The sequence below is a fragment of the Mesorhizobium sp. B2-4-2 genome (genome assembly GCF_006442845.1).
Taxonomy (GTDB): Bacteria; Pseudomonadota; Alphaproteobacteria; order Rhizobiales; family Rhizobiaceae; genus Mesorhizobium.
Genome location: NZ_VFVM01000007.1, coordinates 167,338 through 190,089, shown reverse-complemented (window position 1 = coordinate 190,089; position 22,752 = coordinate 167,338). Strand labels below are relative to the sequence as shown.

The 22,752-nt window shown below is 62.4% G+C and carries 25 protein-coding genes and 1 tRNA gene; 11 read left to right on the top strand and 15 right to left on the bottom strand.

The genetic code is table 11. The features are described 5' to 3' along the window. Nucleotides 1-9: 9 nt before the first annotated feature. The 3 genes from blaOXA to FJ942_RS28560 form a co-directional block, all read right to left on the bottom strand. Nucleotides 10-828 (bottom strand): class D beta-lactamase, encoded by an 819-nt coding sequence (gene blaOXA / locus FJ942_RS17730; RefSeq protein ID WP_140670475.1) that lies wholly within the window; start codon nt 826-828, stop codon nt 10-12. Between the two features lie 143 nt (nt 829-971). Beyond that, the gene (yidD, locus tag FJ942_RS17725) at nt 972-1,346 is read right to left on the bottom strand and encodes a membrane protein insertion efficiency factor YidD (RefSeq protein ID WP_140670474.1); all 375 of its coding nucleotides are present in this window, start codon (nt 1,344-1,346) and stop codon (nt 972-974) included. A 76-nt stretch (nt 1,347-1,422) separates the two neighbouring features. Next, nucleotides 1,423-1,581, bottom strand: a complete 159-nt coding sequence (locus FJ942_RS28560; protein ID WP_181167410.1) for a hypothetical protein — start codon at nt 1,579-1,581, stop codon at nt 1,423-1,425. A 91-nt stretch (nt 1,582-1,672) separates the two neighbouring features. Here FJ942_RS28560 and FJ942_RS17720 point away from each other — a divergent pair, with 91 nt between their 5' ends. Beyond that, complete coding sequence (locus FJ942_RS17720; RefSeq protein WP_140898412.1) at nt 1,673-2,578, top strand: LysR substrate-binding domain-containing protein; 906 nt, start codon at nt 1,673-1,675, stop codon at nt 2,576-2,578. 16 nt (nt 2,579-2,594) lie between these two features. On the opposite strand, the gene FJ942_RS17715 is transcribed toward FJ942_RS17720, so the two are convergent. Then, nucleotides 2,595-3,041 (bottom strand): iron-sulfur cluster assembly scaffold protein, encoded by a 447-nt coding sequence (locus FJ942_RS17715; RefSeq protein WP_140495827.1) that lies wholly within the window; start codon nt 3,039-3,041, stop codon nt 2,595-2,597. Between the two features lie 242 nt (nt 3,042-3,283). On the opposite strand from FJ942_RS17715, the gene folE reads away from it, so the two are divergent. The 3 genes from folE to FJ942_RS17700 all read left to right on the top strand — a co-directional run bounded on the left by folE (nt 3,284) and on the right by FJ942_RS17700 (nt 5,537). After that, nucleotides 3,284-3,919 carry a GTP cyclohydrolase I FolE gene (gene folE, locus FJ942_RS17710; RefSeq protein WP_140517057.1) on the top strand — a complete coding sequence of 212 codons (636 nt, stop codon included), beginning with the start codon at nt 3,284-3,286 and terminating at the stop codon, nt 3,917-3,919. Between the two features lie 90 nt (nt 3,920-4,009). Further along, a complete protein-coding gene (gene hisI, locus FJ942_RS17705; protein WP_140521255.1) occupies nt 4,010-4,468 on the top strand; it encodes a phosphoribosyl-AMP cyclohydrolase in 459 nt (152 codons plus the stop codon). A 97-nt stretch (nt 4,469-4,565) separates the two neighbouring features. Next, entirely contained in the window at nt 4,566-5,537 is a 972-nt protein-coding gene (locus FJ942_RS17700; RefSeq protein ID WP_140495825.1) for a patatin family protein, read from the top strand. Between the two features lie 11 nt (nt 5,538-5,548). On the opposite strand, the gene recJ is transcribed toward FJ942_RS17700, so the two are convergent. From recJ to FJ942_RS17665, 7 genes are all read right to left on the bottom strand, one after another. Beyond that, nucleotides 5,549-7,333 (bottom strand): single-stranded-DNA-specific exonuclease RecJ, encoded by a 1,785-nt coding sequence (gene recJ, locus FJ942_RS17695; protein ID WP_140495824.1) that lies wholly within the window; start codon nt 7,331-7,333, stop codon nt 5,549-5,551. 60 nt (nt 7,334-7,393) lie between these two features. Beyond that, a complete protein-coding gene (glpX, locus tag FJ942_RS17690) occupies nt 7,394-8,377 on the bottom strand; it encodes a class II fructose-bisphosphatase (RefSeq protein ID WP_140495884.1) in 984 nt (327 codons plus the stop codon). A gap of 179 nt (nt 8,378-8,556) precedes the next feature. After that, nucleotides 8,557-8,724: a Thivi_2564 family membrane protein gene (locus FJ942_RS17685; RefSeq protein ID WP_140495823.1), complete on the bottom strand. Its 168-nt coding sequence runs from the start codon at nt 8,722-8,724 to the stop codon at nt 8,557-8,559. Nucleotides 8,725-8,789: 65 nt separating this feature from the next. Then, a complete protein-coding gene (locus FJ942_RS17680) occupies nt 8,790-9,146 on the bottom strand; it encodes a hypothetical protein (RefSeq protein WP_140517065.1) in 357 nt (118 codons plus the stop codon). 128 nt (nt 9,147-9,274) lie between these two features. Next, complete coding sequence (locus FJ942_RS17675) at nt 9,275-10,588, bottom strand: homoserine dehydrogenase (RefSeq protein ID WP_140495821.1); 1,314 nt, start codon at nt 10,586-10,588, stop codon at nt 9,275-9,277. Between the two features lie 48 nt (nt 10,589-10,636). Continuing rightward, nucleotides 10,637-11,854, bottom strand: coding sequence for an LL-diaminopimelate aminotransferase (locus tag FJ942_RS17670; protein ID WP_140633551.1), 1,218 nt, complete (start codon nt 11,852-11,854; stop codon nt 10,637-10,639). Nucleotides 11,855-11,928: 74 nt separating this feature from the next. Next, the gene (locus FJ942_RS17665; protein WP_140898410.1) at nt 11,929-12,321 is read right to left on the bottom strand and encodes a hypothetical protein; all 393 of its coding nucleotides are present in this window, start codon (nt 12,319-12,321) and stop codon (nt 11,929-11,931) included. A 98-nt stretch (nt 12,322-12,419) separates the two neighbouring features. Here FJ942_RS17665 and phaC point away from each other — a divergent pair, with 98 nt between their 5' ends. From phaC to FJ942_RS17645, 4 genes are all read left to right on the top strand, one after another. Beyond that, nucleotides 12,420-14,255 (top strand): class I poly(R)-hydroxyalkanoic acid synthase, encoded by a 1,836-nt coding sequence (gene phaC / locus FJ942_RS17660; protein ID WP_140633557.1) that lies wholly within the window; start codon nt 12,420-12,422, stop codon nt 14,253-14,255. Nucleotides 14,256-14,471: 216 nt separating this feature from the next. Continuing rightward, entirely contained in the window at nt 14,472-15,719 is a 1,248-nt protein-coding gene (locus tag FJ942_RS17655) for a YcbK family protein (RefSeq protein WP_140898408.1), read from the top strand. Nucleotides 15,720-15,988: 269 nt separating this feature from the next. After that, nucleotides 15,989-16,063, top strand: a tRNA-Glu gene (locus tag FJ942_RS17650). A gap of 167 nt (nt 16,064-16,230) precedes the next feature. Next, the gene (locus FJ942_RS17645) at nt 16,231-17,373 is read left to right on the top strand and encodes a hypothetical protein (protein WP_140555339.1); all 1,143 of its coding nucleotides are present in this window, start codon (nt 16,231-16,233) and stop codon (nt 17,371-17,373) included. Between the two features lie 40 nt (nt 17,374-17,413). Here FJ942_RS17645 and FJ942_RS17640 read toward each other — a convergent pair whose 3' ends face one another. From FJ942_RS17640 to FJ942_RS17625, 4 genes are all read right to left on the bottom strand, one after another. Next, nucleotides 17,414-17,773, bottom strand: coding sequence for a DUF6074 family protein (locus FJ942_RS17640; RefSeq protein WP_246679821.1), 360 nt, complete (start codon nt 17,771-17,773; stop codon nt 17,414-17,416). Between the two features lie 42 nt (nt 17,774-17,815). Further along, a complete protein-coding gene (locus tag FJ942_RS17635; protein ID WP_140517077.1) occupies nt 17,816-18,112 on the bottom strand; it encodes a DUF982 domain-containing protein in 297 nt (98 codons plus the stop codon). Nucleotides 18,113-18,290: 178 nt separating this feature from the next. Further along, nucleotides 18,291-18,527 (bottom strand): hypothetical protein, encoded by a 237-nt coding sequence (locus FJ942_RS17630; RefSeq protein ID WP_140521010.1) that lies wholly within the window; start codon nt 18,525-18,527, stop codon nt 18,291-18,293. Between the two features lie 108 nt (nt 18,528-18,635). Further along, entirely contained in the window at nt 18,636-19,034 is a 399-nt protein-coding gene (locus FJ942_RS17625) for a hypothetical protein (RefSeq protein ID WP_140817542.1), read from the bottom strand. Nucleotides 19,035-19,241: 207 nt separating this feature from the next. On the opposite strand from FJ942_RS17625, the gene map reads away from it, so the two are divergent. The 3 genes from map (at nt 19,242) to FJ942_RS17610 (ending at nt 22,206) form a co-directional block, all read left to right on the top strand. Beyond that, nucleotides 19,242-20,069, top strand: a complete 828-nt coding sequence (gene map / locus FJ942_RS17620; RefSeq protein WP_140517079.1) for a type I methionyl aminopeptidase — start codon at nt 19,242-19,244, stop codon at nt 20,067-20,069. A 49-nt stretch (nt 20,070-20,118) separates the two neighbouring features. Then, nucleotides 20,119-20,805: a DNA repair protein RadC gene (gene radC, locus FJ942_RS17615; RefSeq protein WP_140898406.1), complete on the top strand. Its 687-nt coding sequence runs from the start codon at nt 20,119-20,121 to the stop codon at nt 20,803-20,805. Nucleotides 20,806-20,952: 147 nt separating this feature from the next. Then, nucleotides 20,953-22,206, top strand: a complete 1,254-nt coding sequence (locus FJ942_RS17610) for a tyrosine-type recombinase/integrase (RefSeq protein ID WP_140898404.1) — start codon at nt 20,953-20,955, stop codon at nt 22,204-22,206. Nucleotides 22,207-22,752 lie beyond the last annotated feature (546 nt).

Sequence of the window (22,752 nt, the reverse complement as noted above, 5' to 3'; positions counted from 1 at the left end):
AAGCCTCGGCTATTTAATCAGCAGCGGCAGGTCCTTCAGGAAGGCCGCGCGCGTCGCGAGCCCCTTCGGCATATCGCTCCACTTCGTATCGACGACGAGCCGGGCAAACACGATCTGGCGGCCGTTTTTCTGCGCCCAGCCGACGAACCAGCCGAGTGAACGCCTGTCCTTGCCGCCCTCGCCGACCCTGGTGCTGCCCGTCTTGCCCTGGACGGTCCAGTCGCCGGCCTTGAAGCTGGGTAGGATGGCTTTCGTCATGTCGTGAGCCTTGGCCGAGACCGGCATCTTGCCGGCGAGGAGCTTACGCAGGAAATCGACCTGCTCGACCGGCGTGATCTTGAGCGAGGAGTTCACCCAGGAATGAGTCAGGCCGTCATTCTTGCCGGGATCGCCGGAAACGTCCGCATTGCCATAGCCGAACTTCCAGACGTAGCCGGCAAAGCTCTCCGGTCCAAGCCGGCGGGTGATCTCGCGTGAATACCACAGCACCGAGTCCCGCTCCCAGATCATCGGATCGACGGTCTTGTGGTCCCGCTTGACCGCCTTGAATTCAGGTTTGTAGTCCCAGCTCGGCGTGTGCTCGTCGCTTAGTATGCCGGCATCGTAACCGATCAGCGACAGCGGCACCTTGAACGTCGAGGCCGGGCTGAACCGCTGATCGCAGACGCCGTTTTGGTAAAGCGTCTTGCCGCTCTGCGCATCGGCGATCAGCGTGCATTGCACATCCCCGAGCGGCGCCGACTGCGCGCGCATCGGAAATCCCAGAAGCCAGGCAAGCAGGAACAGGACTCCGGCAAGGATGAAGGGAAGACGGTCGACATTGCGCATTGGATGCTCGCTCCAGAGGGGGGTTCGGCGAGCGGCTTAGCGAGGTCTCTTGTCTCGATTTTGTCTCAAATTCGCAGTTATTGTGCAGGCTGCCGTTAACCCTACCAGATCGTAAACGGTTGCCTTGAAGAACTGACCGGCAGTCAGCTTCGCGCCTCGTCGTGGTTGCCGCCGATCCGCCAATATCGCCACGGCGTAAACCAGACATACCGATCCGCCAGAACCTCCGGAACAAGGTCGACGCCATGGGTGCCGAATGGTCCGCAGCGCAGAACCCTGAAAAATCCCATCCAGCCGCCGGCCCAAAGGCCATGGCGGGCGATCGCCTCATGCGCGTATTCCGAGCAGGTCGGCAGGTGACGGCAGGAATTGCCGATGAAGCTGGACAGCGTCAGTTGATAGAGGCGCACCAGCGACGTGCCCAACACCCGGCCGGAGGTCTTGCGCCACGGGCCGGACCAGTTGCGGCCTTGCCGCGGCGGCCCGGCTGTATGTGTATGCCCATGCTGGTCGCCCACTGCGATCTCCGTCTTTCCACACGATAGATGTGGGCTTCATCGGGAGAACGCAATCCCGCCCCTGCTTGCTGAGCTTTCACGGGCGGAAGCGGCGAAGTGGCTGCCGATCAGCCGGCAGTGCCCATCGGCGGGGGCTAGACTGCTCTTCGTGGTGCTTCCGACGGGTTCTTTCGTCACGCCACTGATAGGTTGCAATCCGCATCACATCGCCAAAAATCTCCAGCAACTGGATCATGGCCGTATCTCCTTGACGACGAGTAGACCGCCGCTGGCCTTCGCCTTCAAACGAGTATAATTTCCACTTCGGATAATCCTGGGTTATGCGAATGAAGCGTGGGCGACTGCCGCTGACGGCCTTGAGGAGCTTTGAAGCAGCCGGGCGGCACCTGAGTTTCAGCAGGGCGGCCGAGGAGCTTTTCGTCTCGCAGGCAGCGATCAGCCGGCAGATCCGCGAGCTCGAGATCTTTCTGCGCCGGCCCCTGTTCGAACGTCACCATCGCCGCGTCGAACTGACCGATGCGGGCCGCCGGCTGCTCAGTCAGCTGGTCAGGAGTTTCGACGCCATCGACGCCCTGCTTTCCGAGTTGGTGGCGGCTCCCGCGCAGACAGTGGTTCGCGTCAGCGTCGAGCCGTCTCTGGCATCGGTATGGCTGGTGCCGCGGCTCAACCGTTTTCGCGAATTGCGGCCCGACATCGACGTCGCGCTCGAAGTCGATCCAAGGCTGATTGAGTTTCGCGGCGACCAGCCTGAACTTGCGTTACGCTTCAGTGCGCATGCTGCCTCGTGGCCGCGCAGCGAGGCCGAGCAGCTTGCCTCGACGGTCGATTCACCGGTTCTGTCGCCGGCGCTGCTTGCCGCGGGGCCTCCCCTCGACAAGCCGGCCGACCTTGGCCGCTATACGCTGTTGCATGAGGAAAACCGACAGGGTTGGGCGCGCTGGTTCGAGGCGGCCGGTGTGCCTGCCGACGCGGTGCTCGCGCGCGGTCCTATGCTGGCGGATGCGTCGCTTTCGAAGCAGGCCGCTCTGCTCGGACACGGGGTGGCGCTGGGCGATCTTCTGCAGATCGGTGAAGAGCTCGCCTCCGGCACGCTGGTCAAGCCATTCGACATCGACGTCGCGTCCGGCGCCTATTGGCTGGTGGCCAGAAGCCTGCGCGATCTCCCCGAGCCAGCCGCCGCGTTCGCCGACTGGGTGAGAAGCGAATTCGCCGAAAGCAGACGGCTCCAATAGGCCGCCAAATGGGCTATCAGGCGGCTTCTTCGGCGCGCTTCTTCTCGATCTGACCGATCGCGTCGACCACCGCGTCGAAGGTCAACATGGTCGAGGCATGGCGCGCCTTGTAGTCGCGCACCGGTTCCAGATATTTGAGATCGGCGAAGCGGCCTTCCGGCGGCGCTCCGTTCTCTTTCAGCATTTTCAGCATGGTCTCGCGCACCGCGCGCAATTCGTCGGCCGTAGCGCCAACCACATGCTGCGCCATGATGGAGGACGAGGCCTGGCCGAGCGCGCAGGCCTTCACGTCATGTGCGAAATCGGTAACCACGCCGTCCGCCATGTTGAGATCGACGGTAACGGTAGAGCCGCACAATTTGGAATGTGCCCTCGCGCTGGCATCGGGATGATCGAGCCGGCCAATCCGTGTGATATTTCCGGCAAAACCGAGAATTTTCGCATTGTAGACGTCGTTGATCATTATTTTCCAGTCCGTCGCCGCCAAGCGAACAGCGTTTGCCGCTGACGCGTCTTTCTTTCGCTCGTCATGACCATATATAATGGTGGCAGTCCGGTATCGACAAGGCGACGAAAAGCCCACGTCTTTGCCGCAGTTTGCTCACGCCGCTTACGGGGCTGGAAACCGGGCGAGTTTCCGACGCCGAAAGGTCGTGGTCCGTTCAACTCGTTCCTCCTGAGAGAGGGACTACGGGAGACGCCTTTATGGATGCCGTTATCAAGAAGTTCATGCCCCAGTCGGCCTACATGGAAAAGCCCGTCACCGACCGGCCGAGCGAGGCCGAGGTCGAGGCTGCGGTACGCACGCTTTTGCGCTGGACCGGCGACAACCCCGATCGCGAAGGGCTGGTCGACACGCCCAAGCGGGTGGCCAAGGCCTATCGGGAAATGTTCGGCGGCTATGACATGTGCCCGGCCGAAGAGCTTGGCCGCACCTTCGAGGAAGTGGCTGGTTACGACGACCTTGTCATCGTCAAGGACATCCAGTTCCATTCGCATTGCGAACATCACATGGTGCCGATCATCGGCAAAGCCCATGTCGGCTATCTGCCGGACGGCAAGGTCGTCGGCCTGTCCAAGATCGCGCGCGTGGTCGATATCTTCGCCCATCGCCTGCAGACCCAGGAAGCCATGACCGCGCAGATCGCCGGCGTCATTCAGGATGTGCTCAATCCGCGCGGCGTTGCCGTGATGATCGAGGCCGAGCACATGTGCATGGCCATGCGCGGCATCCGCAAGCAGGGCTCCACCACGCTGACCTCGACCTTCACCGGCGTGTTCAAGGATACTCCCGAAGAACAGGTTCGTTTCGTCACCATGGTGCGTGGCGGTGGGGTGTAAGCCGCCTCGCCCGGCATCGTCGGGACCATGATTCCGAAAGTGGCTACCGGTTTTCGGATAATCATGGTCAAACAGGAAGATAGCCCGGCGATGTCGGCACTGGAATTTCCGAAGGCTCCCTCAGACAAGAAATCGCTGGAAGAAGGCGCGGTGTTTTCACCGCGCTTCGATGCCGCCGGCCTGGTCACCGTCGTCGTCACCGATGCGGCAGACGGCGTGCTTTTGATGGTCGCGCACATGAATGCGCAGGCTCTGGCGTTGACGCTTGAAACAGGTATCGCCCACTACTGGTCGCGTTCGCGCAATGCGCTGTGGAAGAAGGGCGAAACGTCAGGCAATCTCCAGCATGTCATCGAGGTGCTCACGGATTGTGACCAGGACGCCATATGGTTGCGCGTCAAAGTGCTAGGCCACGACGCAACTTGTCACACAGGCCGGCGTTCCTGCTTCTATCGGACGGTGGGGCTGATCGACGGCAAGGCGATGCTTGCCGACGATGGCAGCGAGCCCTTGTTCGATGCGGAAAAAACGTATCGGAAGCTCCCGTGAATAACCAGCTTGAACCTTTTGCCCGCAGCCAACCACATAGATTCACCATTTCGATACGGCCCGCCTATATATTAGCTGTGGGACAAGGGAGATCATGATGCTCGAGTGGGCGTCATTGCGTAACAGAGCGGACGTACGAGAGGCGAATGGTCCCGCTTCGTCCGGCGGCGCGGCCGAAACAACATCACCAAAGAAAACTGGCATCTCGCTTGCACTGGGCGGCGGTTGCGCAAGAGGCTGGGCGCATATCGGCGTGCTGCGCGCGCTCGATGAAGCCGGCATCGAGGTTTCGATGATTGCCGGCACCTCGATCGGCGCGCTGGTCGGCGGCTGTTACCTCGCCGGAAAACTGGACGAGTTGGAAGAGTTCGCCCGCAGCCTGACCAGGCGGCGCATCTTCGGCCTGCTCGATCTAAACCTGCGCGGCAGCGGTCTGTTCGGCGGCATGAAGCTGGATGCTCGCCTGCGTGAGCATGTGGCCGGCATTCGCTTTGAGGATTTGTCCAAGCCGTTCGTCGCGGTCGCTTCCGAAATCCGCACCGGCCATGAGATTTGGCTGTCGAACGGTTCGCTGATAACAGCCATGCGCGCTTCCTATGCCTTGCCCGGCGTGTTCGAGCCGGTGACTTGCAATGGTCGCGTGCTGGTCGACGGAGCTTTGGTCAATCCGGTGCCGGTGTCGGTCTGCCGTGCCTATGAGCAGCCGCTGGTTGTCGCGGTCAACCTTCATTACGACCTGTTCGGCCGTGCCGCCGTCATCAAGCATAGCGCCGGCGAACTGGTCGTCGAGAACGATGCACCGCGCAGTGGCCAATTCGACCCGGAGCACCGGGCGCATCAGACGCGGCTTGGCATCACCGGCGTCATGGTCGAGGCCTTCAACATCATCCAAGACCGAATCTCGCGCGCCAGGCTTGCCGGCGATCCGCCGGACATGTCGCTGCAGCCCAAGCTCAGCCACATCGGTCTGACCGAATTCCACCGCGCCGATGAGGCGATCCAGATCGGCTATAGGGCAACGATGGCACAGATCGGCGAACTGACCCGGCTTCAGACGGTTCTCGCCTGATCAAAGACGCATCAGGCGCGTGCCGCGTCGACGATGCGGAACTGCACGCTGCGATTGCCGTTCCAGTAATTGCCCGACAATGAGCCGGCGACGTGGATCGTCTTACCGCGGTTCTTGAACAGGAAGTCGCCGAGCACGGTGTCGACGGCACGAAAGGCGATCGCCTGGATGCGACCGCCACTGCCCGACTGGAGGTCGGCGCGGATGTGGTTGGTGCCGACCAGCCGGGCGTCGGCCAGCCGATGGCGAGGCAGCGCGAAAACAGGCGCGACATGCCCTGCACCGAACGGGCCGGCCTTTTCCAGCGCATCCAGCAAGGCCAGCGTCGCACCCTCGGCGGCAAGCGCGCCGTCGATCGCCAGGCTTTCCTCGTCTTGCAATCGGAACACGTCGGCTGCTGCGCGCTCCTCGAAAAATGCCCTGAGCTCGCCGAGCCGCGTGCGCTCGACGGTAATGCCGGCTGCCATGCCATGGCCGCCGCCCTTGACGATCAGCCCGGCATCTGCGGCTTCGCGCACCAGCCGGCCGAGATCGAAGCCCGACACCGAGCGACCTGAACCGGTGCCGGTGCCGGTGGCGTTGAAGGCGATGGCGAAGGCCGGCCGTCGGGCATGGTCCTTGAGCCTGGAGGCAAGCAGGCCGACGATGCCGGGATGCCAGTTGGTGCTAGCGGTAACGACGATGGCCGGCCCGCTGCCGCCGGCAAGCTCGGCATCGGCCTCGGCACGCGCCGCGGCCAGCATCTCGTGTTCCATCAGCTGCCGCTCCTGGTTGAGCCGATCGAGCGTCTCGGCGATGGTGCGGGCCTCGACCGGATCGTCGGTCGCAAGCAGCCGGCTGCCGAGGGCGGCGTCGCCGATGCGCCCGCCGGCGTTTATGCGCGGTCCGATCAGGTAGGCCAGATGGAAGGTGCTGAGCGGCTCGCCGACGCGCGAGACCCGCGCCAGCGCAGACATTCCCTCGTTCTTCTGCTGGCGCGCCACTTGCAAGCCCTTGACGACGAAGGCACGGTTGACGCCGGTGAGCGGCACCACATCGCAGACCGTGGCCAGCGCCACGAGATCGAGCAGCGAGAGCAGGTCCGGCGGCGTGGCGTCGGCCAGCCGGCCGCGCAGGACCTTGGCCGTCTGCACCAGCGCGAGAAAAACCACTCCGGCGGCGCAGAGATGGCCCTGCCCGGAAAGGTCGTCGTCGCGGTTGGGGTTGACCACCGCGTGTGCCGCCGGCAAGGCGCCGCCGACCTGATGATGGTCGAGCACCACGACATCGGCACCGGCGGCATTGGCCGCGTCGATGGAAGCCGCGCTGTTGGTGCCGCAATCGACGGTGACGATCAGCGTCGCGCCGCGCGAGATGAGCTCGCGCATGGCTTCGGGATTGGGACCGTAACCCTCGAAGATACGATCGGGAATGTAGATTTCCGACGATATCGAGAAATGCGCGAGGAAGCGTTTGAGCAAGGCCGACGAGGCGGCGCCATCGACATCGTAGTCGCCGAAGATCGCCACCTTCTCCCGGGCCATCACCGCGGCGGCTATTCGAATGGCCGCCTTGTCCATGTCGGTCAGCGAAGCCGGGTCCGGCAGCAGGTCGCGGATCGTCGGGTCGAGAAAGCGCTCCGCCTGTTCCGCCGTCACGCCACGTCCGGCAAGCACGCGCGCGACGATATCGGGCACGCCGTGCCCCTGTGCGATGGCAAGCGCGACCATGTCCTGCCGCTCGGTCAGCCGATGTTCCCAGGAAACACCGGTGGCCGACTGTCGGACATCGAGAAAAAGGCGTCTCTCGCCCGTCATGCGAGGCGACGTTTGCGGATGATCATTGCCCACAATATGCGACGGCCAGTCAGGAATGCATCAAAACTTTTCCAGGTCCTGATGCCGGGCCTTGATCTCGCGCACGGTGCGCGACGACGAGCGCAGCACGATCGTGTGCGTTGTGATGTAGTTGCGGCCGAACTTGACCCCTGCCAGCATGTTGCCGTCGGTGACGCCGGTGGCCGCGAACAACACATCGCCGCGCGCCATGTCCTCGGCCCGGTAGACCCGCTTCGGGTCGGCAATACCCATCTTGCCGGCGCGGGCGACCTTTTCGGGCGTATCGAGGATCAAGCGGCCCTGCATCTGGCCACCCGTGCAGCGCAGCGCCGCCGCGGCCAGCACGCCCTCCGGCGCGCCGCCAATGCCGAGATAGATGTCGATGCCGGTTTCCTCGGGATCGGTGGTGTGGATGACACCGGCGACGTCGCCATCGCCGATCAGCCGGATTGCCGCCCCGGTGGCGCGCACGGCGTCGATCAGCTTGCCATGGCGCGGACGGTCGAGGATGCAAGCGGTAACGTCGGACACCGCGACGCCCTTGGCCTTTGCCAGGCTGGCTATGTTTTCGGCCGGCGAGGCATCGATGTCGATGACGCCCTCGGCATAGCCCGGGCCGATGGCGATCTTGTCCATGTAGACGTCGGGCGCGAACAGCAGGCTGCCCTTCTCGGCGATGGCGATCACGGCCAGCGCGTTGGGCAGGTTCTTGGCGCAGATCGTGGTGCCTTCCAGCGGGTCAAGCGCAATGTCGACCGCCGGGCCTTTGCCGGTGCCGACCTCCTCTCCGATATAGAGCATCGGCGCCTCGTCCCGCTCGCCTTCACCGATCACCACCGTGCCCTTGATGGCGAGGCGATTGAGCTCCTGGCGCATGGCGTCCACCGCGACCTGGTCGGCGGCCTTTTCGTCACCGCGTCCGCGCAGCCTGGCGGCCGCGACGGCGGCGCGCTCGGTTACGCGCACCAGTTCCATGGTGAGTATCCGGTCAAGTCCGGCGATAATGTTGTGGGCCACGTTCATCAGGTCGATCCTCGTTCGCATGCCGCCTCCCGCCGGAGGCGCGCCTCTTGTGCCAAACGAGCATGACAACGGCAAGACCTCTCGAAGGTTTTCTCGAAAAGCCTGCAATATCAATCGATTAAACTATGGATAGCACGATTCCGGCGAACTTGGGCCGCTTTCAAAGTAGGTATCGAGATCTAAAACACGGCCAGATATTTCAATAGCGAAACGATGCCGATGATGATGACGATGATCTGCGCGATCTGCCGCATCCTGGCATCCAGCGGCAATCGCTGAATGAGATAAAGCACCAGAATGATCACGAGGAACGTGATCAGAATACCGATCAGGACGGAAGAAGCCATGGTGCTCCCCTGGAAATTGCTCGATGGACAGGTAAGCCGGCAAACCCGGTTCGGTCGTTACCGGATCAATACCAGCGGCGCTGGGTGTCATTCATCGATTGGCCAACGGCGAGGCCGGCCAGAAAACCCAGCAGCCCGATGACGCCGACCACAGCCGTCGTCGTGCCCGGATTTTCCCGCGCGACCTCCGAGACCGCCTGCGCCTGGCTGCGCAACTGCTGAGCCGTTCGCGACGCACGGCTCGCCGCGCTGTCGTAGACATCGGATGCCTGAGCCGAGGCCTCGTCAACCAGTTCCGCACCTCGCTCCGAAAGGCTCTTGTTGATCCTGGTGATCTCCTTGCGCAGATCGGCGATCTGCTTTTCGAGCGTCTTTTGGATGTCGTCGATCTGGGGGGTGTCGGATTTCGATGTTTCGGCCATTGGCATTCCCTCGGTTTGCACCTCGGGAGAACGGCGCTGGCCGGGATTGGTTCCGGCGAGCCAAGCAGCGGCATCGGCCGCAACAGTATCGTCGCAGCAATCCAGTGGTGCGCGACGGAAGGAAATATCTATCCTGCCCGTTCGATCCGGATGACCTGCGGCTTGTCGGTCAGGTGACCATCCTTGGTGATACCGTCCACGGCCTTGCGCACCGCGGCTTCGGTGGTCTCGTGGGTGACGAGGATCACCGTCTTTTGCGCCGCCACTTCGCCGCTGATCGCGTGCTGGACGATCGATTCCAGCGAGATATCGTTATCGGCCATGCGCTTGGCGATGGCCGCGAACACGCCAATGCGGTCATGCACGGTCAGCCGGATGAAATAGCCGCCGGCATGGCTGCGCATCTGCGCCTTCTTGTAAGGCTTCAATTCCCTCGCCGGCCTGCCGAAGACCGGGCCGTGCTGGAAGCCGGGACGGCTCTTTGCGATATCGGCGATGTCGCCGATGACGGCCGAGGCGGTGGCATTGCCGCCGGCGCCGGGGCCGGAGAGCAGCAGTTCGCCGAGGATGTCGGTCTCGATCGCCACCGCATTGATGACGCCGTGGACCTGCGCGATCACCGAGGCTGTCGGCACCATGGTTGGATGCACGCGCTGCTCGATGCCGCTGTCGGTGCGCTGGGCAACGCCAAGCAGCTTGATCCGGTAGCCGAGATCGCCGGCCGCACGGATATCGGCCTGGGTGATGTTGGAGATGCCTTCCATGTAGATGTCGTTGGCGGCGATCTTGGTGCCGAAGGCCAGGCTGGTCAGGATCGACAGCTTGTGCGCGGTGTCATGGCCCTCGATGTCGAAGGTCGGGTCGGCCTCGGCATAGCCCAGCCGCTGCGCGTCCTTGAGGCAGGCATCGAACGAGATCCCTTCGGCCTCCATACGGGTCAGGATATAGTTGCAGGTGCCGTTGAGAATACCGAAGACGCGGGTGACCGAGTTGCCGGCCATCGCCTCTCGCATGGTCTTGATAACGGGAATGCCGCCCGCCACCGCGGCCTCGTAGTTGAGCAGCACGCCCTTCTTCTCGGCGATCTCGGCCAGTGCGACACCATGTTTGGCCAGCAGCGCCTTGTTCGCCGTAACGACATGACGGCCGGCCTCGAGCGCCGTCTTCACAGCCGCAAACGCTGGCCCCTCGTCGCCGCCGATCAGCTCGACGAAAACGTCGATCTCGGCGGCCTGCGCCATCTTGACAGGATCGTCGAACCATTTCGCGGCATTGAGATCGACCCCGCGGTCGCGCTTGGGATCACGCGCCGAAACCGCCGACACGACGATGTCGCGCCCACACTGCCGTGTCAGTTCCGCCGCCTTGTCGCGCAGCACGCGCGCCACTGACGCGCCGACCGTGCCGAGGCCGGCAATTCCAACACGCAGAGCTTCAGCCATGGCCGGCGATGTCCCCCGAAAGATCAAACGAAATTGTGTGCGGAAAGCTTACCGATGGGCGGAAAGCGGCACGACATTGTTGGGTTGCTTGGCGCTGGTCGCCAGGAAGCGCTTGATGTTGCGCGCCGCCTGCCGGATCCGGTGCTCGTTCTCGACCAGCGCGACACGCACGAAATCATCGCCATGTTCGCCGAAGCCGACGCCTGGCGCCACCGCAACGTCGGCATGTTCGATGAGCAGCTTGGAGAATTCGAGCGAGCCGAGATGGCGGAACGGCTCCGGAATCGGAGCCCAGGCGAACATGGACGCAGCCGGAGCCGGAATGGTCCAGCCCGCGCGGCCGAAAGCATCGACCATCACGTCGCGCCGCTTGTGGTAGATGTCGCGCACTTCGGCGATGTCGGCGCCGTCGCCGTTGAGCGCGTGCGCGGCCGCCACCTGGATCGGGGTGAACGCACCGTAATCGAGATAGGATTTCACCCGGGTCAGCGCCGAGATCAGCCGCTCGTTGCCGACGGCGAAGCCCATGCGCCAGCCGGGCATTGAGAAGGTCTTCGACATGGAGGTGAACTCGACGCAAACGTCGATCGCGCCCGGCACCTGCAGCACCGAAGGCGGCGGATTGCCGTCAAAATAGATCTCCGAATAGGCAAGGTCCGACAGGATGATGATGTCGTTCTTCTTCGCGAACGCCACCACGTCCTTGTAAAAATCGAGCGAGGCGACCAGCGCCGTCGGGTTCGACGGGTAGTTGAGGATCAGCGCCAGCGGCTTCGGAATCGAATGGCGGATGCCGCGCTCGACCGCCGGGATGAAACCGTCATCGGGTTCCACCTGCAGCGACCGGATGACGCCGCCCGACATAATGAAGCCGAAAGCATGGATCGGGTAGGTTGGATTCGGACACAGGATCACGTCGCCAGGGGCGGTGATCGCCTGCGCCATGTTGGCGAAGCCCTCTTTCGAACCCAGCGTTGCCACCACTTGCGTATCGGGATTGAGCTTCACGCCGAAGCGGCGCTGATAGTAAGCGGCCTGGGCGCGGCGCAGGCCCGGAATGCCGCGCGAGGAGGAATAGCGATGGGTGCGCGGATCGCGCACCACTTCGCACAATTTGTCGACGATTGCCTTGGGCGTCGGCAGGTCCGGATTGCCCATGCCGAGATCGATGATGTCGGCGCCGCGCGAGCGGGCGCTGGCCTTGAGCCGGTTGACCTGCTCGAAGACATAGGGCGGAAGCCGGCGGACCTTGTGAAACTCTTCCATGGCAGTTCCAGACATCACTTGGCGTTTGGCAAGGCGCGCCGTGTCGGCAAGTGCCTTGGGCGCGCGCTATATACTTATTTGCAGGTAGGGTCGAGGGTGGGGTCGCATTTGCCTTCGATCTGCTTCAGCGTCTGGGTGCCATGCTTGCTGGCCAGGTCCGTCAGCGCCGCTTGATTGGTGACGTTGGGGGCGCCGCCATTGGCTGCCTGCGCGCTTTCGTCCCCCTTCAATTCCGCGAGCCTGGCATTCCTCTCGGCATCGGTAAACTGTTTGGCTGCCACTTTCGGCGGGATGTTCAGGTTCGGAAAGGTGCCGGTATCCTTCGGTCCCGCTGATGTGGCGATGGGCACCGGGCCGCTGGTATTGGTGCTCGAGCAGGCCCCAAGGCACATCAGGGCAATTGCCGCACCGATGCGGCAAAAACGACAGGCGCCGAAAAAAACAGTCTCGCCAATGTTAATCGTCATATTGTTTCCTTGGCAGCCGGGGTAGAGCGAGGTTGGACCCGGTCGGATGTCCCATGGTAATATGTCAAGAAAACGCTTCGGGAGGAACCCCGCGCACCATGTCCAAAACACCCGATTCGGGCAAAGCGGAAGATGGCGGACCTTCGACGGTCGAGCAATATCTGGTGAAGGATCCGGAACGCTTCGCCCTGAACATGGCGCGCATGATCGAGCAGGCCGGCAAGGCGGCTTCCGCCTGGGCCGAGCCGCGCGAGAAGGGCGAAGTGCGCGACCACGTCGCCGAACCGGTCGTCGACATGGTGAAGACCTTTTCCAAGCTCAGCGAATACTGGCTTGCCGACCCACAACGCGCGCTCGAAGCGCAGACGCGGCTGTTCGCCGGCTATATGACGGTTTGGGCGAACGCCATCCAGCGCGTCAGCCCCGATGCCGAGCGAACCGAGGACGCGGTCAAGCCGGAGCGCGGCGACAAGCGTTTCCAGGATCCGGAATGGGGCCGCAACGCCTTCTTCGATTTCTTGAAACAGGCCTATCTCGTCACCTCGCGCTGGGCGGCTGATCTTGTCGAGCACGCCGAAGGCCTGGATGACCACACCCGCCACAAGGCGAGCTTCTACGTCAAGCAGGTGTCCAACGCCATCTCGCCGTCAAATTTCATCCTGACCAATCCGGAACTGTTTCGCGAAACGATCGCCTCGAACGGCGAAAACCTTGTACGCGGCATGAAGATGCTGGCCGAGGACATCGCCGCCGGCAAGGGCGACCTGAAGCTGCGTCAGGCCGACTACTCGCCCTTCGAGATCGGCCGCAACATCGCCACCACCCCCGGCAAGGTGGTCGGCCGCAGCGACGTCGCCGAGATCATTCAATACGATCCCGCCACCGAGACGGTGCTGAAACGGCCGCTGCTGATCTGCCCGCCCTGGATCAACAAGTTCTACATACTCGACCTCAACCCGCAGAAATCCTTCATCCGCTGGGCGATCGAACAGGGCCACACCGTGTTCGTCATCTCCTGGATCAACCCTGATGAACGCCACGGCATGAAGAACTGGGAAGCTTATACAAGAGAGGGGCTGCAATACGGCCTCGACACTATCGAGAAGGCCACAGGCGAGAAAGAGGTCAACGCTATCGGCTACTGCGTCGGCGGCACGTTGCTGGCGGCGGCACTTGCCCTGCTGGCGCAGGAAGGTGACGATCGCATCAAATCGGCGACCTTCTTCACCACCCAGGTCGATTTCACCTATGCCGGCGACCTCAAGGTGTTCGTCGACGAGGAACAGGTCGCGGCGGTGGAAAAGGCGATGAACGAAAAGGGCTATCTCGACGGCACCAAGATGGCGACCGCCTTCAACATGCTGCGCTCGGGCGACCTGATCTGGCCCTATGTCGTCAACAACTACATGCGCGGCAAGGATCCCCTGCCCTTCGACCTGCTTTACTGGAATGCCGATTCGACACGCATGGCGGCGGCCAACCACTCCTTCTATTTGCGCAACTGCTATCTCGAGAACAACCTCTCGCGCGGCAGGATGGAACTTGCCGGACGCACCGTTTCGCTCGCCGATATCAAGATCCCCATCTACAACCTCGCCTCCAGGGAAGACCACATCGCTCCCGCGCTGTCCGTCTTCCTCGGCTCGAAATATTTCGGTGGCGAGGTCGAATACGTGATGGCGGGCTCCGGTCATATCGCCGGCGTCGTCAACCCGCCCGCATCGGGCAAGTACCAGTACTGGACCGGCGGCAAGCCGGAGGGCGACTTCGGCGAGTGGATCGCAAGGGCCACCGACCATCCTGGCTCCTGGTGGCCGCACTGGCAGAGCTGGATAGAGGCCAAGGACAACAATCGCGTGCCCGCCCGCAAAGCAGGCAAGCATATGAAAACTTTTGGTGATGCCCCCGGCACCTATGTCAAGGTGCGTGTGTAACCGACTGTAATGTCTGGTGAGTTGACGGACCCGTAAAAGCGGGCGAAATGGTGTCGTCAACCATCTTGCCGCCTAAATTCGGCAATTGCCGCAAAAATACTTCCAGGCTTGCTGATTTGACACAGGTCTCGTTTCCGGATCGGAGACAAGGGGCACCTCGACGCAGCCGTTCGGACGCCGCGCCAAGGATATACCGATCGGATATCGAGGGGGAATTTGACTTTGAAATCAGCAGGGTGGAGCCTCGCGAAGGGAGAACGCCGCACCATTGCGGCGGCGCTCTGCTCCGTGCTCCTGGCCTCCTGCACCTCGGCCGGCGACCCCACAATGTCGGTTGGCATGCCCGGCTACAATGCCTCCCCGTCGGACATCAATGCAGCCTCGACAAACAAGCCGATCGTGGCCGGCGATTCGTCGTCGCAGACGGCGACCACGCAGACCACCGTGATGGCGGAAGGCGACACAGCGCTGCCCGAGACGGTCGCCTACGTGCCGATTACCAAGCCGCAGGCGGCCTTCCCGCTCACCGCGCCGGCTGAAGCTGAAACGATTGCCGGAAACACGCCGCAATCGCTGGAGCAGCAGCCGCAGACGGCGCAGCAGACCGATGCGGCGGCGCAGAAGATCGCCGCCGCCGACGCGGCCGTGACGGCGCCGAAGCAGGCCGCCACACCGGCGATGAACAATCCGGTCTATGTGACCGCTGGCGAGGCGCAGCAAGCGGAGGCGCCGAAGAAAAGGGGTTTCCTGGCCTCGATGTTTGGCGCCACGCCGGCTTCGGCGAAGCCCGCTCCACTGGTCAACACGCGCGCAGGCGAACAGCCGGCTGTGCAGGCCAAGCCCGCCCCGGCGGCGGCAAAGCCGATCATTACACTGGCCTCGGCCGATTCCACGGCGAAACCGGTGCAGCTGGCTTCGCTCGGCGACGACTCAGGTCACATCACCGGCAGCGATGCCCTGCCGGGCGTCCGCCAGACGGCGCTGTTCGAGATCAAGCGCAAATCCGGCCTCGACGACGAAAGCGACGTCGACCTCAACGAGGATGAAGGTTCGGGCGGCCTCTACCAGGTAGCTTCCGCCGCCGGCATGGCGCGCCTCGCGCCCAACGGCCTCTTGAAGCAGAACGAGAGCGTCGACGTGGCGTGCCTCAAGCCCTCGCTGGTGCGCGTGCTCAAGACGATCGAAGGCCACTACGGCCGCAAGATGGTCGTCACCTCCGGCTATCGCGACCCCGCCCGCAACCGCCGTGCCAACGGCGCCAAGAATTCGCTGCACATGTATTGCGCCGCCGCCGACATCCAGGTGCCGGGCGTCTCGAAATGGGAGCTGGCGAGCTACGTCAGGACGATGCCCGGCCGCGGCGGCGTCGGCACCTACTGCCACACCGAATCGGTCCATGTCGACGTCGGCCCCGAGCGCGACTGGAACTGGCGCTGCCGCCGGCGCAGCGGTGGCGAAGGCTGACCAGGGCCGGTTCGGCTGGACGCGCCAAAGCGCGTCGCGCTGAAACGGAGCTCACTTTTGAGCGACATGCATTTGCATCGGGCCGCTTCCAGCAATCGTCTGAAAAGTGCCCGGAAATCCACGCAGCGGCTGGTGACGGCCGCCAGAAAAATTGCCGCTGGCGCTGCGTGAATCACTCGCTTCGGCAGGCAGGAAAAAAGTTGTCCAAGCCGGCACCTGACGGGTTGCCGGTTGCGCACAACGCCAGTATAAGCCGCTTTCATCTGAGCGCGCCCATCGTCTAGCGGTCAGGACACCGCCCTTTCACGGCGGTAACAGGGGTTCGATTCCCCTTGGGCGTACCAGCTTCACTCGAAGTCCCCTCCGCTCCTTTCGGCGTCAAGAGCTATTGCGCCGGACAGGGTAACACCCCCTTCCGAAACGTCACTTTACGTGTTGACCATTCCGCCGCCTCGACCTTGTCGAGGGCAAGGCTCGATGGTTAAATCGGCTTTCCCAGGGGGATGCTAATATGGCAGTTCACCTTTCGGCGGATGCTCGAGCTCCTGCGGCGACGCCGCCACAAAGATATCTCTTTGGCCCGCTGGCCGACTTCCTCATGCTTGGCGGCAGCGCATTCCTGATTTTGCCGGCCCTGTACTTCGTGCCTACCAAATACGACAGCCTTGTTGCGGCGGCGATGTTTTTCCTGGCCTACTTGATAAACTATCCGCATTTCGCCCACTCTTACCAACTCTTCTATCGCAATTTTGGAAGCAAGGTGCGCGGCGAGGGATACGACAGGGGCCTCCAGATCCGCTACATTTTCGCCGGCATTGTCGTTCCCCTGCTCATGGTCGGGTTTTTTGCTTACGGCTCGATAACGGCGAACGCCCGGCTGCTCGGAAACGCAGCCAACGCGATGTTCTTTTTCGTGGGCTGGCACTACGTCAAGCAAGGCTACGGCATGTTGATGGTGGACGCCGTGTTGAAGCGCAGGTTCTTCACCAATCCGGACAAGAAAATCTTGCTGGTCAACAGCTATGCCGTATGGCTGTTCGCATGGCTTCAGACGAACACGGCGGTCAGCCAAGCAAAATATTACGGCTTGGAATATTATACGTTTGCCACGCCTGCGTGGCTCAACACGATTGCGCTGTCGGCCGCGGCCGCTTCCACGGCCGCCACCGTCGTGATGCTGATCAATCGCTGGAGTAAAAATGGCGGCAGCCTGCCGTATAACGGCGTCGTCGCTTATATCGCGTCCCTATATCTTTGGATCCTGGTCGTGAGAATAAACCCGCTGTGGCTGCTCGTGGTGCCGGCTCTCCATTCGCTGCAGTACCTGGCCGTGGTCTGGCGCTATCAAAGCAATGTCGAGCGTGACGGTCCCGATGCACAAAAGGTTCCGGACTCCAGAATCCTGTCCGTTCTTGGTCCGATCTACAGGACGCGAGTCCTGGGGTTCGTCGTCGCCGGCGGGGTCCTCGGCGGTCTCGGTTTCTGGCTGATCCCTGCGGCACTGACTGCCTTGATCCCTTACGACAAGGAAGTCCTGGGTTCGTCGCTGTTCTTCTTCATAGTGCTGATCTTCATCAACGTGCACCACTACTTCCTTGACAACGTCATGTGGCGACGCGGCAACCCCGAAGTTTCAAAATATCTGTTCCGCTAGCGGTGGCATGGACCGGCTGTGGGACGCCTTGCGGAGCACTTCAGGCGGAAAGAATTGGCATCGGCTCAGTGGCCGCGCCGGCCGATATCTCTTTTTGCACGGCGAAGAAGAACCTGCGCACCTCGTCGCTGGCCGCCGCCCTGTCCGTGCCTGACCTGACGACGAGATCGAACAACTCCGTCGCCTTGGCCCTCCAGAACGAGGTGGCGCTGTCGCCATGCAAACTGTCGAGCCTGGCAGCCACCTCCCGAACCAGGAATGCCTGACGGTCGATCGGGAATGCACGGATTTTTTCTGGGGACATCTTCCGAACCACGAGACTGACGCAACGAATCAACCATTGCCGAACAAGCATGGCGTAGCCGCGAAAGTGGAAACGGAAGCTTAATGGCATCGGCATCGATGCGCCGTTCGGCCAGGAGAACGAAGAGCGCAGCGCACCTCAGGCTTGCAGCCCTCTCGCCTGGCCACCGCGCTTGCGCGGCGCCATCATGTCCCGGGCCATCAGCCCGGTCACCCGGCAGAACGCCATGAACGCCCGGCAGGCATCCTCGGTCTTGACCACGTCCACGGTGGCGCCGAAGCAGGCGTTGAAGGCCTTCTGGTAAATCGGGCCTTGCCGGCGCAGCGGCCAGGCCTGGAGAAAATCAAGGGCCTGTTCGACGCTGTAGATCTCCTCGACAGGCAGGCCGGGTCCGGGCGCGATACGCACCGGCACCTCGAATTGCAGTCTGTCCATCCGCCATCTCCCGAACTGTCGTCACCAGCGGCAACGCCATCCGTCGTAAAAAGTTGCTCTGGCCGGTCGCTACCGCAGGAATGTGGCGTCTCCGCGGTCATGGACGTTTTGCCGCAGCCGCCGCAAGCAAGCGCCAAGGCGCCCGGCCTTGTCGAGCGCGGGCGCCTTGGCGGTCCGGCTACTGGTTGGCGGGATCGGTCTCCGCATCGAAGGCCATGCGCACCGCCGTAAGCAGCACGAGAGCAGACGGCACAGCGAAAATCCCGCCAGGGACAAGTGCCCCTGTCGCCGAAAGGCCGAGCGTCTCCGTCAGCGCCCAGTAGACGGTTCCGATACAGATGAGCGCCTGGACGGAAAGGAAAATGGCGGCGCAGGCCGCGCGCGAAAGGCTCTTGAGTGTCTTGATACGTTGCATGGAAACAATCCGGAAATGACGCGCTACGCACCGCTGCGCGACCGAAGCCGCCGCGCGGATCGAGGCGCGAACAGGAAGTGGTTTGAGTGAAGGAGCGGTTGAAACCGCTCAGGCCGGAACCGATGGCGGCGCGCGCGGCTGATTGGCAGTCGCCCACGGTGTGCGGGCGTCCCTGTCGGCGGCGACGACCTCTGCCGGCGGAACCGAAACAAACCAGGAAAAGACGGTGTCCCGAGCCGGCAGGACCGGATGGCCGCCGGCGAACTTAACCAGGGCCGGCCGGCCGGAACGAACTTCCAGCGCCTGCCCCTTGCCGGTGATGCGCAGCAGCGCCGCCGCTTCGCCGGACCGCTCCACGCCGGCGCTGGCGACACCGGAGGCTGCTCCGGCAAAGACGGGCACCTCCGCCCGGCCAAGCGACAGCATCGCCAGCAGCACAAGGCTCATCAGCAATGAGCAGGCCGCCTTCAACGGCGCTTCAGGCAATCTGGCGTGCTCGACGCTCATGAAATCTCCAAAAACCTCCCTCGCCCTACCGCACGGTCGACTGAAAGGGAAGGAACAAGGGCGTCAAGGACACCGGCGCGCCGAATATCCCTGCCGCTTGGTCGTGTCCGGGCAGTTCTTCCTTGAACCTTTTGCCCTCAAGTGCCAAATCTGGGGAGATTTTCACGCCGGCTCCCTTGCAGAGCCACACCGGCAAGACGGACACCAATGGTCACTTATCTCGACGCCGCCACGGCACCGCTCAGAAACACCGGCCAGATCCGCCTCTATGGCGAGGAAGGTTTTGCCGGCATGCGCAAGGCATGCGACCTCACGGCGCGCTGCCTCGACGAACTGGTGCCGATGGTTGCGCCCGGCGTCACCACCGACACCATAGATCGTTTCGTTTTCGAGTTCGGCATGGATCATGGCGCGCTGCCGGCGACGCTCAACTACCGCGGCTACACCAAGTCTTCCTGCACCTCGATCAATCATGTCGTCTGCCATGGCATCCCCGACAACAAGCCGCTGAAGGATGGCGACATCGTCAACATCGACGTCACCTACATCCTCGACGGCTGGCACGGCGATTCCTCGCGCATGTACCCCGTCGGCACCATAAAACGCGCGGCGGAACGCCTGCTCGAAGTCACCCACGAATGCCTGATGCGCGGCATTGCCGCGATCAGGCCTGGCGCCCGCACCGGCGCCATTGGCGCGGCCATCCAGAGCTATGCCGAGGGCGAGCGCTGCTCGGTGGTGCGCGACTTCTGCGGCCACGGCGTCGGCCAGTTGTTCCACGACGCGCCCAATATCCTGCATTATGGCAGCGCCAATGAGGGCGTCGAGATGCGGCCCGGCATGATCTTCACCGTCGAGCCGATGATCAACCTCGGCCGGCCGCATGTGAAAGTCCTGTCGGACGGCTGGACCGCGGTGACACGCGACCGCTCGCTGTCGGCGCAATACGAACACACGATCGGCGTGACCGACACCGGCTGCGAGATCTTCACGCTCTCCCCCAAAAAGCTCGACCGCCCCGGCCTGCCAGCCTAATGTTTCGTTCTCCCGGCGCTCGCGGTCGGGGAGCTGGGGGGCAGACGAGATGTCAGGTGACGACGACGAGCGCAGTTTCTTTGCAGAAAAGCCTGCGCAGCTTTCCGCGACCATGCACTCTCCTGGGACAGCCCGGCCTCCTGCGAAGGCCAGGAGGATCGAGGAGAAGCCGCATTATCTCGGCCATCGCGACCGTTTGCGCGAACGCTTCGCCTCGGCAGGTCCGGACGCCCTGCCCGACTATGAGCTTCTGGAACTCCTGCTCTTCCGCTTGATCCCGCGCGCCGACACCAAGCCGGTCGCCAAGGCGCTGCTCTCCCGCTTCGGTACCCTGGCCGAGGTGCTTGGCGCGCCCGTCGGCCTCCTCCAGGAGGTCAAGGGCGTGGGCCCGGTGGTAGCGCTCGACCTGAAGGTCATTGCGGCGACGGCCCAGCGCATGGCGCGCAGCGAGGTCCATGGCCGCGAAATCCTCTCCTCTTGGCAGCAGCTTCTCGACTATTGCCGGTCAGCCATGGCCTTCGAGGCGCGCGAGCAGTTCCGCATCCTGTTCCTCGACAAGAAGAACACGCTGATTGCCGACGAGGTGCAGCAGACCGGCACTGTTGACCATACGCCCGTCTATCCGCGTGAGGTGGTCAAGCGCGCTCTCGAACTGTCGGCGACGGCAATCATCCTGGTGCACAACCATCCCACTCGTCTCTTTTCGATCACGCACGATCACGCATTATCACATTGATACATATCGTTATTTCGACTTGTCGTAGAGTCGGACATTGTGGCATACTGGGGTCGGTTTTAGGGGGATCGAAGCCCGTTTCGAACCCAACCGCAGACCCCTACTACCCGTCAGCCGATCCCACTCGAAAGCCTACGGGAGACCCCAGTGCCAAGCCTTGCCGATGGAGAAATTCGCCGCGCTTTGAAGCAGGTCGAGGAGACCGGAAAGCAGCAGAACCTTGTCGATGGCGAGGGCCACGGAACAGGCCGCCTCGTCCTCGTGATAAAGCCAATGCCGACCCGCGTAACGGCGGACTGGATGGCCCAGCAGTGGCGAGACCAAAAGCGTCTCAAGAAAAAGCTCGGCTCGTATCCGTCAATGGGCCTCAGCCAGGCCCGCGAGATTTTCAGACGCGACTTCGCCGACATGATCCAGAAGGGACGCAGCATCAAGATTGCGGGCGACACGCGACCCGGCACCGTCGCCGATCTGTTCGAGGCTTACGTCGCGTCGCTCAAGGCAGATGGAAAACCGTCCTGGAAGGAGACCGAAAAGGGATTGAACAAGATCGCCGATTCGCTCGGTCGCAACCGCCCTGCCCGCGACATCGAGCCTGATGAGATCAGGGACATCATTCGCCCGATCTATCAGCGAGGCAAACGGTCGATGGCCGATCATGTTCGCAGCTATATTCGATCGGCCTACAGTTGGGGGCTGAAATCCGAGCACGACTACCGCTCGACCTCGGTCCGTCGCTTTCGTCTCATCTACAATCCGGCGGCTGGTATTCCGACCGAACCGAAGAAGGTTGGAACGCGTTGGTTGGACGAGGAGGAATTTATCCGTCTCTATCGCTGGCTCGAATCTCCCGATGCGCCGGTCCATCCACCTTACACGCGTGCCGTCAGAATTCTCATGCTGACCGGCCAGCGGGTCGAGGAGATCGCTCGGCTTCACGTCGATCAATGGGATGCGGCCGAGCGCATCATCGATTGGTCCAAGACTAAGAATGGAAAGCCTCACGCCATCCCCGTGCCCAAGATCGCGGCCGAGCTTATCGGGTCGATCAGGCCGAATGAATTTGGCTGGTTTTTCCCATCCGCAACCGACCCTTCCAAGCCAGTCAGTCATGGAACGCTCTATTCGTTCATGTGGCGCCAACGCGATCGCGACGTCATCCCCGTAGTGACAAACCGCGATCTCCGCCGAACCTGGAAGACGCTTGCCGGCAAGGCAGGGCTCTCGAAAGAGATCCGAGACCGATTGCAAAACCACACTCTGCAGGACGTTAGTTCCAAGAGCTACGATCGCTGGAATTACATGCCGGAAAAGCGTGCTGCCATGGCGCGGTGGGACAAGTTTGTCCGCGAGCTCCTGATGAAGAAGAAGCGCAAAGCCGGACTCATGGAAGCTGCATGACCATCTGTGACCGCCGGCAGGGTAGAGCTTCACCTAGGGAACAGACTACGATTCTGGGGGCAGGAGTTCGAATCTCTTTGGGCGCGCCATCCTATCCAATTGAAATTCTGAGCGTTTTGGACGCTACCAACGCCACCGCAGCGGCTTGGATTTCAGAGTTCAGCCGGCTTTTCAGCCGGTTTTGGAAGAATGGACATTGCTTCATATCGCAGCTCGGCGAATGGCGGCTTCCTGTTTTCCTCTTGGTCGACACACGGCTCGATCGGATTCGCACGAACCGGGCTGGTGGTCGTCTCGGCTGTCAGGTGTAGGTTTGAGGCTGCAGGTGTTGATGTCGTCGGCTCCCTGACGCAAAACCTAGGGAATGACAGTCCTAAAAAGGCAAACCGTCTCCAACTGCCGCCGCTTGTTGCGGGCGAATGGCGTGGTGAGATCGTTGGCTCAGCCAAAAATACATCTAAAGCCCGAGATGCTTCATACTATCCACACTACGAAGGCTGTATAGTTGACGTGCGAGGGCGGCAGCATTAGCTGGGCGAAGCAATG

What these genes read in the sequence shown, in the direction of transcription:
- FJ942_RS17675 (WP_140495821.1), bottom strand. Translation starts at nt 10,588, where the DNA reads ATGGCTGAAGCTCTGCGTGTTGGAATTGCCGGCCTCGGCACGGTCGGC.
- folE (WP_140517057.1), top strand. Translation starts at nt 3,284, where the DNA reads ATGGATGCCGTTATCAAGAAGTTCATGCCCCAGTCGGCCTACATGGAA.
- blaOXA (WP_140670475.1), bottom strand. Translation starts at nt 828, where the DNA reads ATGCGCAATGTCGACCGTCTTCCCTTCATCCTTGCCGGAGTCCTGTTC.
- hisI (WP_140521255.1), top strand. Translation starts at nt 4,010, where the DNA reads ATGTCGGCACTGGAATTTCCGAAGGCTCCCTCAGACAAGAAATCGCTG.
- FJ942_RS17630 (WP_140521010.1), bottom strand. Translation starts at nt 18,527, where the DNA reads ATGCAACGTATCAAGACACTCAAGAGCCTTTCGCGCGCGGCCTGCGCC.
- FJ942_RS17670 (WP_140633551.1), bottom strand. Translation starts at nt 11,854, where the DNA reads ATGGAAGAGTTTCACAAGGTCCGCCGGCTTCCGCCCTATGTCTTCGAG.
- phaC (WP_140633557.1), top strand. Translation starts at nt 12,420, where the DNA reads ATGTCCAAAACACCCGATTCGGGCAAAGCGGAAGATGGCGGACCTTCG.
- FJ942_RS17680 (WP_140517065.1), bottom strand. Translation starts at nt 9,146, where the DNA reads ATGGCCGAAACATCGAAATCCGACACCCCCCAGATCGACGACATCCAA.
- FJ942_RS17685 (WP_140495823.1), bottom strand. Translation starts at nt 8,724, where the DNA reads ATGGCTTCTTCCGTCCTGATCGGTATTCTGATCACGTTCCTCGTGATC.
- FJ942_RS17640 (WP_246679821.1), bottom strand. Translation starts at nt 17,773, where the DNA reads ATGCCGATGCCATTAAGCTTCCGTTTCCACTTTCGCGGCTACGCCATG.
- FJ942_RS17700 (WP_140495825.1), top strand. Translation starts at nt 4,566, where the DNA reads ATGCTCGAGTGGGCGTCATTGCGTAACAGAGCGGACGTACGAGAGGCG.
- FJ942_RS17715 (WP_140495827.1), bottom strand. Translation starts at nt 3,041, where the DNA reads ATGATCAACGACGTCTACAATGCGAAAATTCTCGGTTTTGCCGGAAAT.
- FJ942_RS17635 (WP_140517077.1), bottom strand. Translation starts at nt 18,112, where the DNA reads ATGGACAGACTGCAATTCGAGGTGCCGGTGCGTATCGCGCCCGGACCC.
- FJ942_RS17665 (WP_140898410.1), bottom strand. Translation starts at nt 12,321, where the DNA reads ATGACGATTAACATTGGCGAGACTGTTTTTTTCGGCGCCTGTCGTTTT.
- map (WP_140517079.1), top strand. Translation starts at nt 19,242, where the DNA reads ATGGTCACTTATCTCGACGCCGCCACGGCACCGCTCAGAAACACCGGC.
- radC (WP_140898406.1), top strand. Translation starts at nt 20,119, where the DNA reads ATGTCAGGTGACGACGACGAGCGCAGTTTCTTTGCAGAAAAGCCTGCG.
- FJ942_RS17645 (WP_140555339.1), top strand. Translation starts at nt 16,231, where the DNA reads ATGGCAGTTCACCTTTCGGCGGATGCTCGAGCTCCTGCGGCGACGCCG.
- FJ942_RS28560 (WP_181167410.1), bottom strand. Translation starts at nt 1,581, where the DNA reads ATGATCCAGTTGCTGGAGATTTTTGGCGATGTGATGCGGATTGCAACC.
- FJ942_RS17625 (WP_140817542.1), bottom strand. Translation starts at nt 19,034, where the DNA reads ATGAGCGTCGAGCACGCCAGATTGCCTGAAGCGCCGTTGAAGGCGGCC.
- glpX (WP_140495884.1), bottom strand. Translation starts at nt 8,377, where the DNA reads ATGAACGTGGCCCACAACATTATCGCCGGACTTGACCGGATACTCACC.
- FJ942_RS17720 (WP_140898412.1), top strand. Translation starts at nt 1,673, where the DNA reads ATGAAGCGTGGGCGACTGCCGCTGACGGCCTTGAGGAGCTTTGAAGCA.
- recJ (WP_140495824.1), bottom strand. Translation starts at nt 7,333, where the DNA reads ATGACGGGCGAGAGACGCCTTTTTCTCGATGTCCGACAGTCGGCCACC.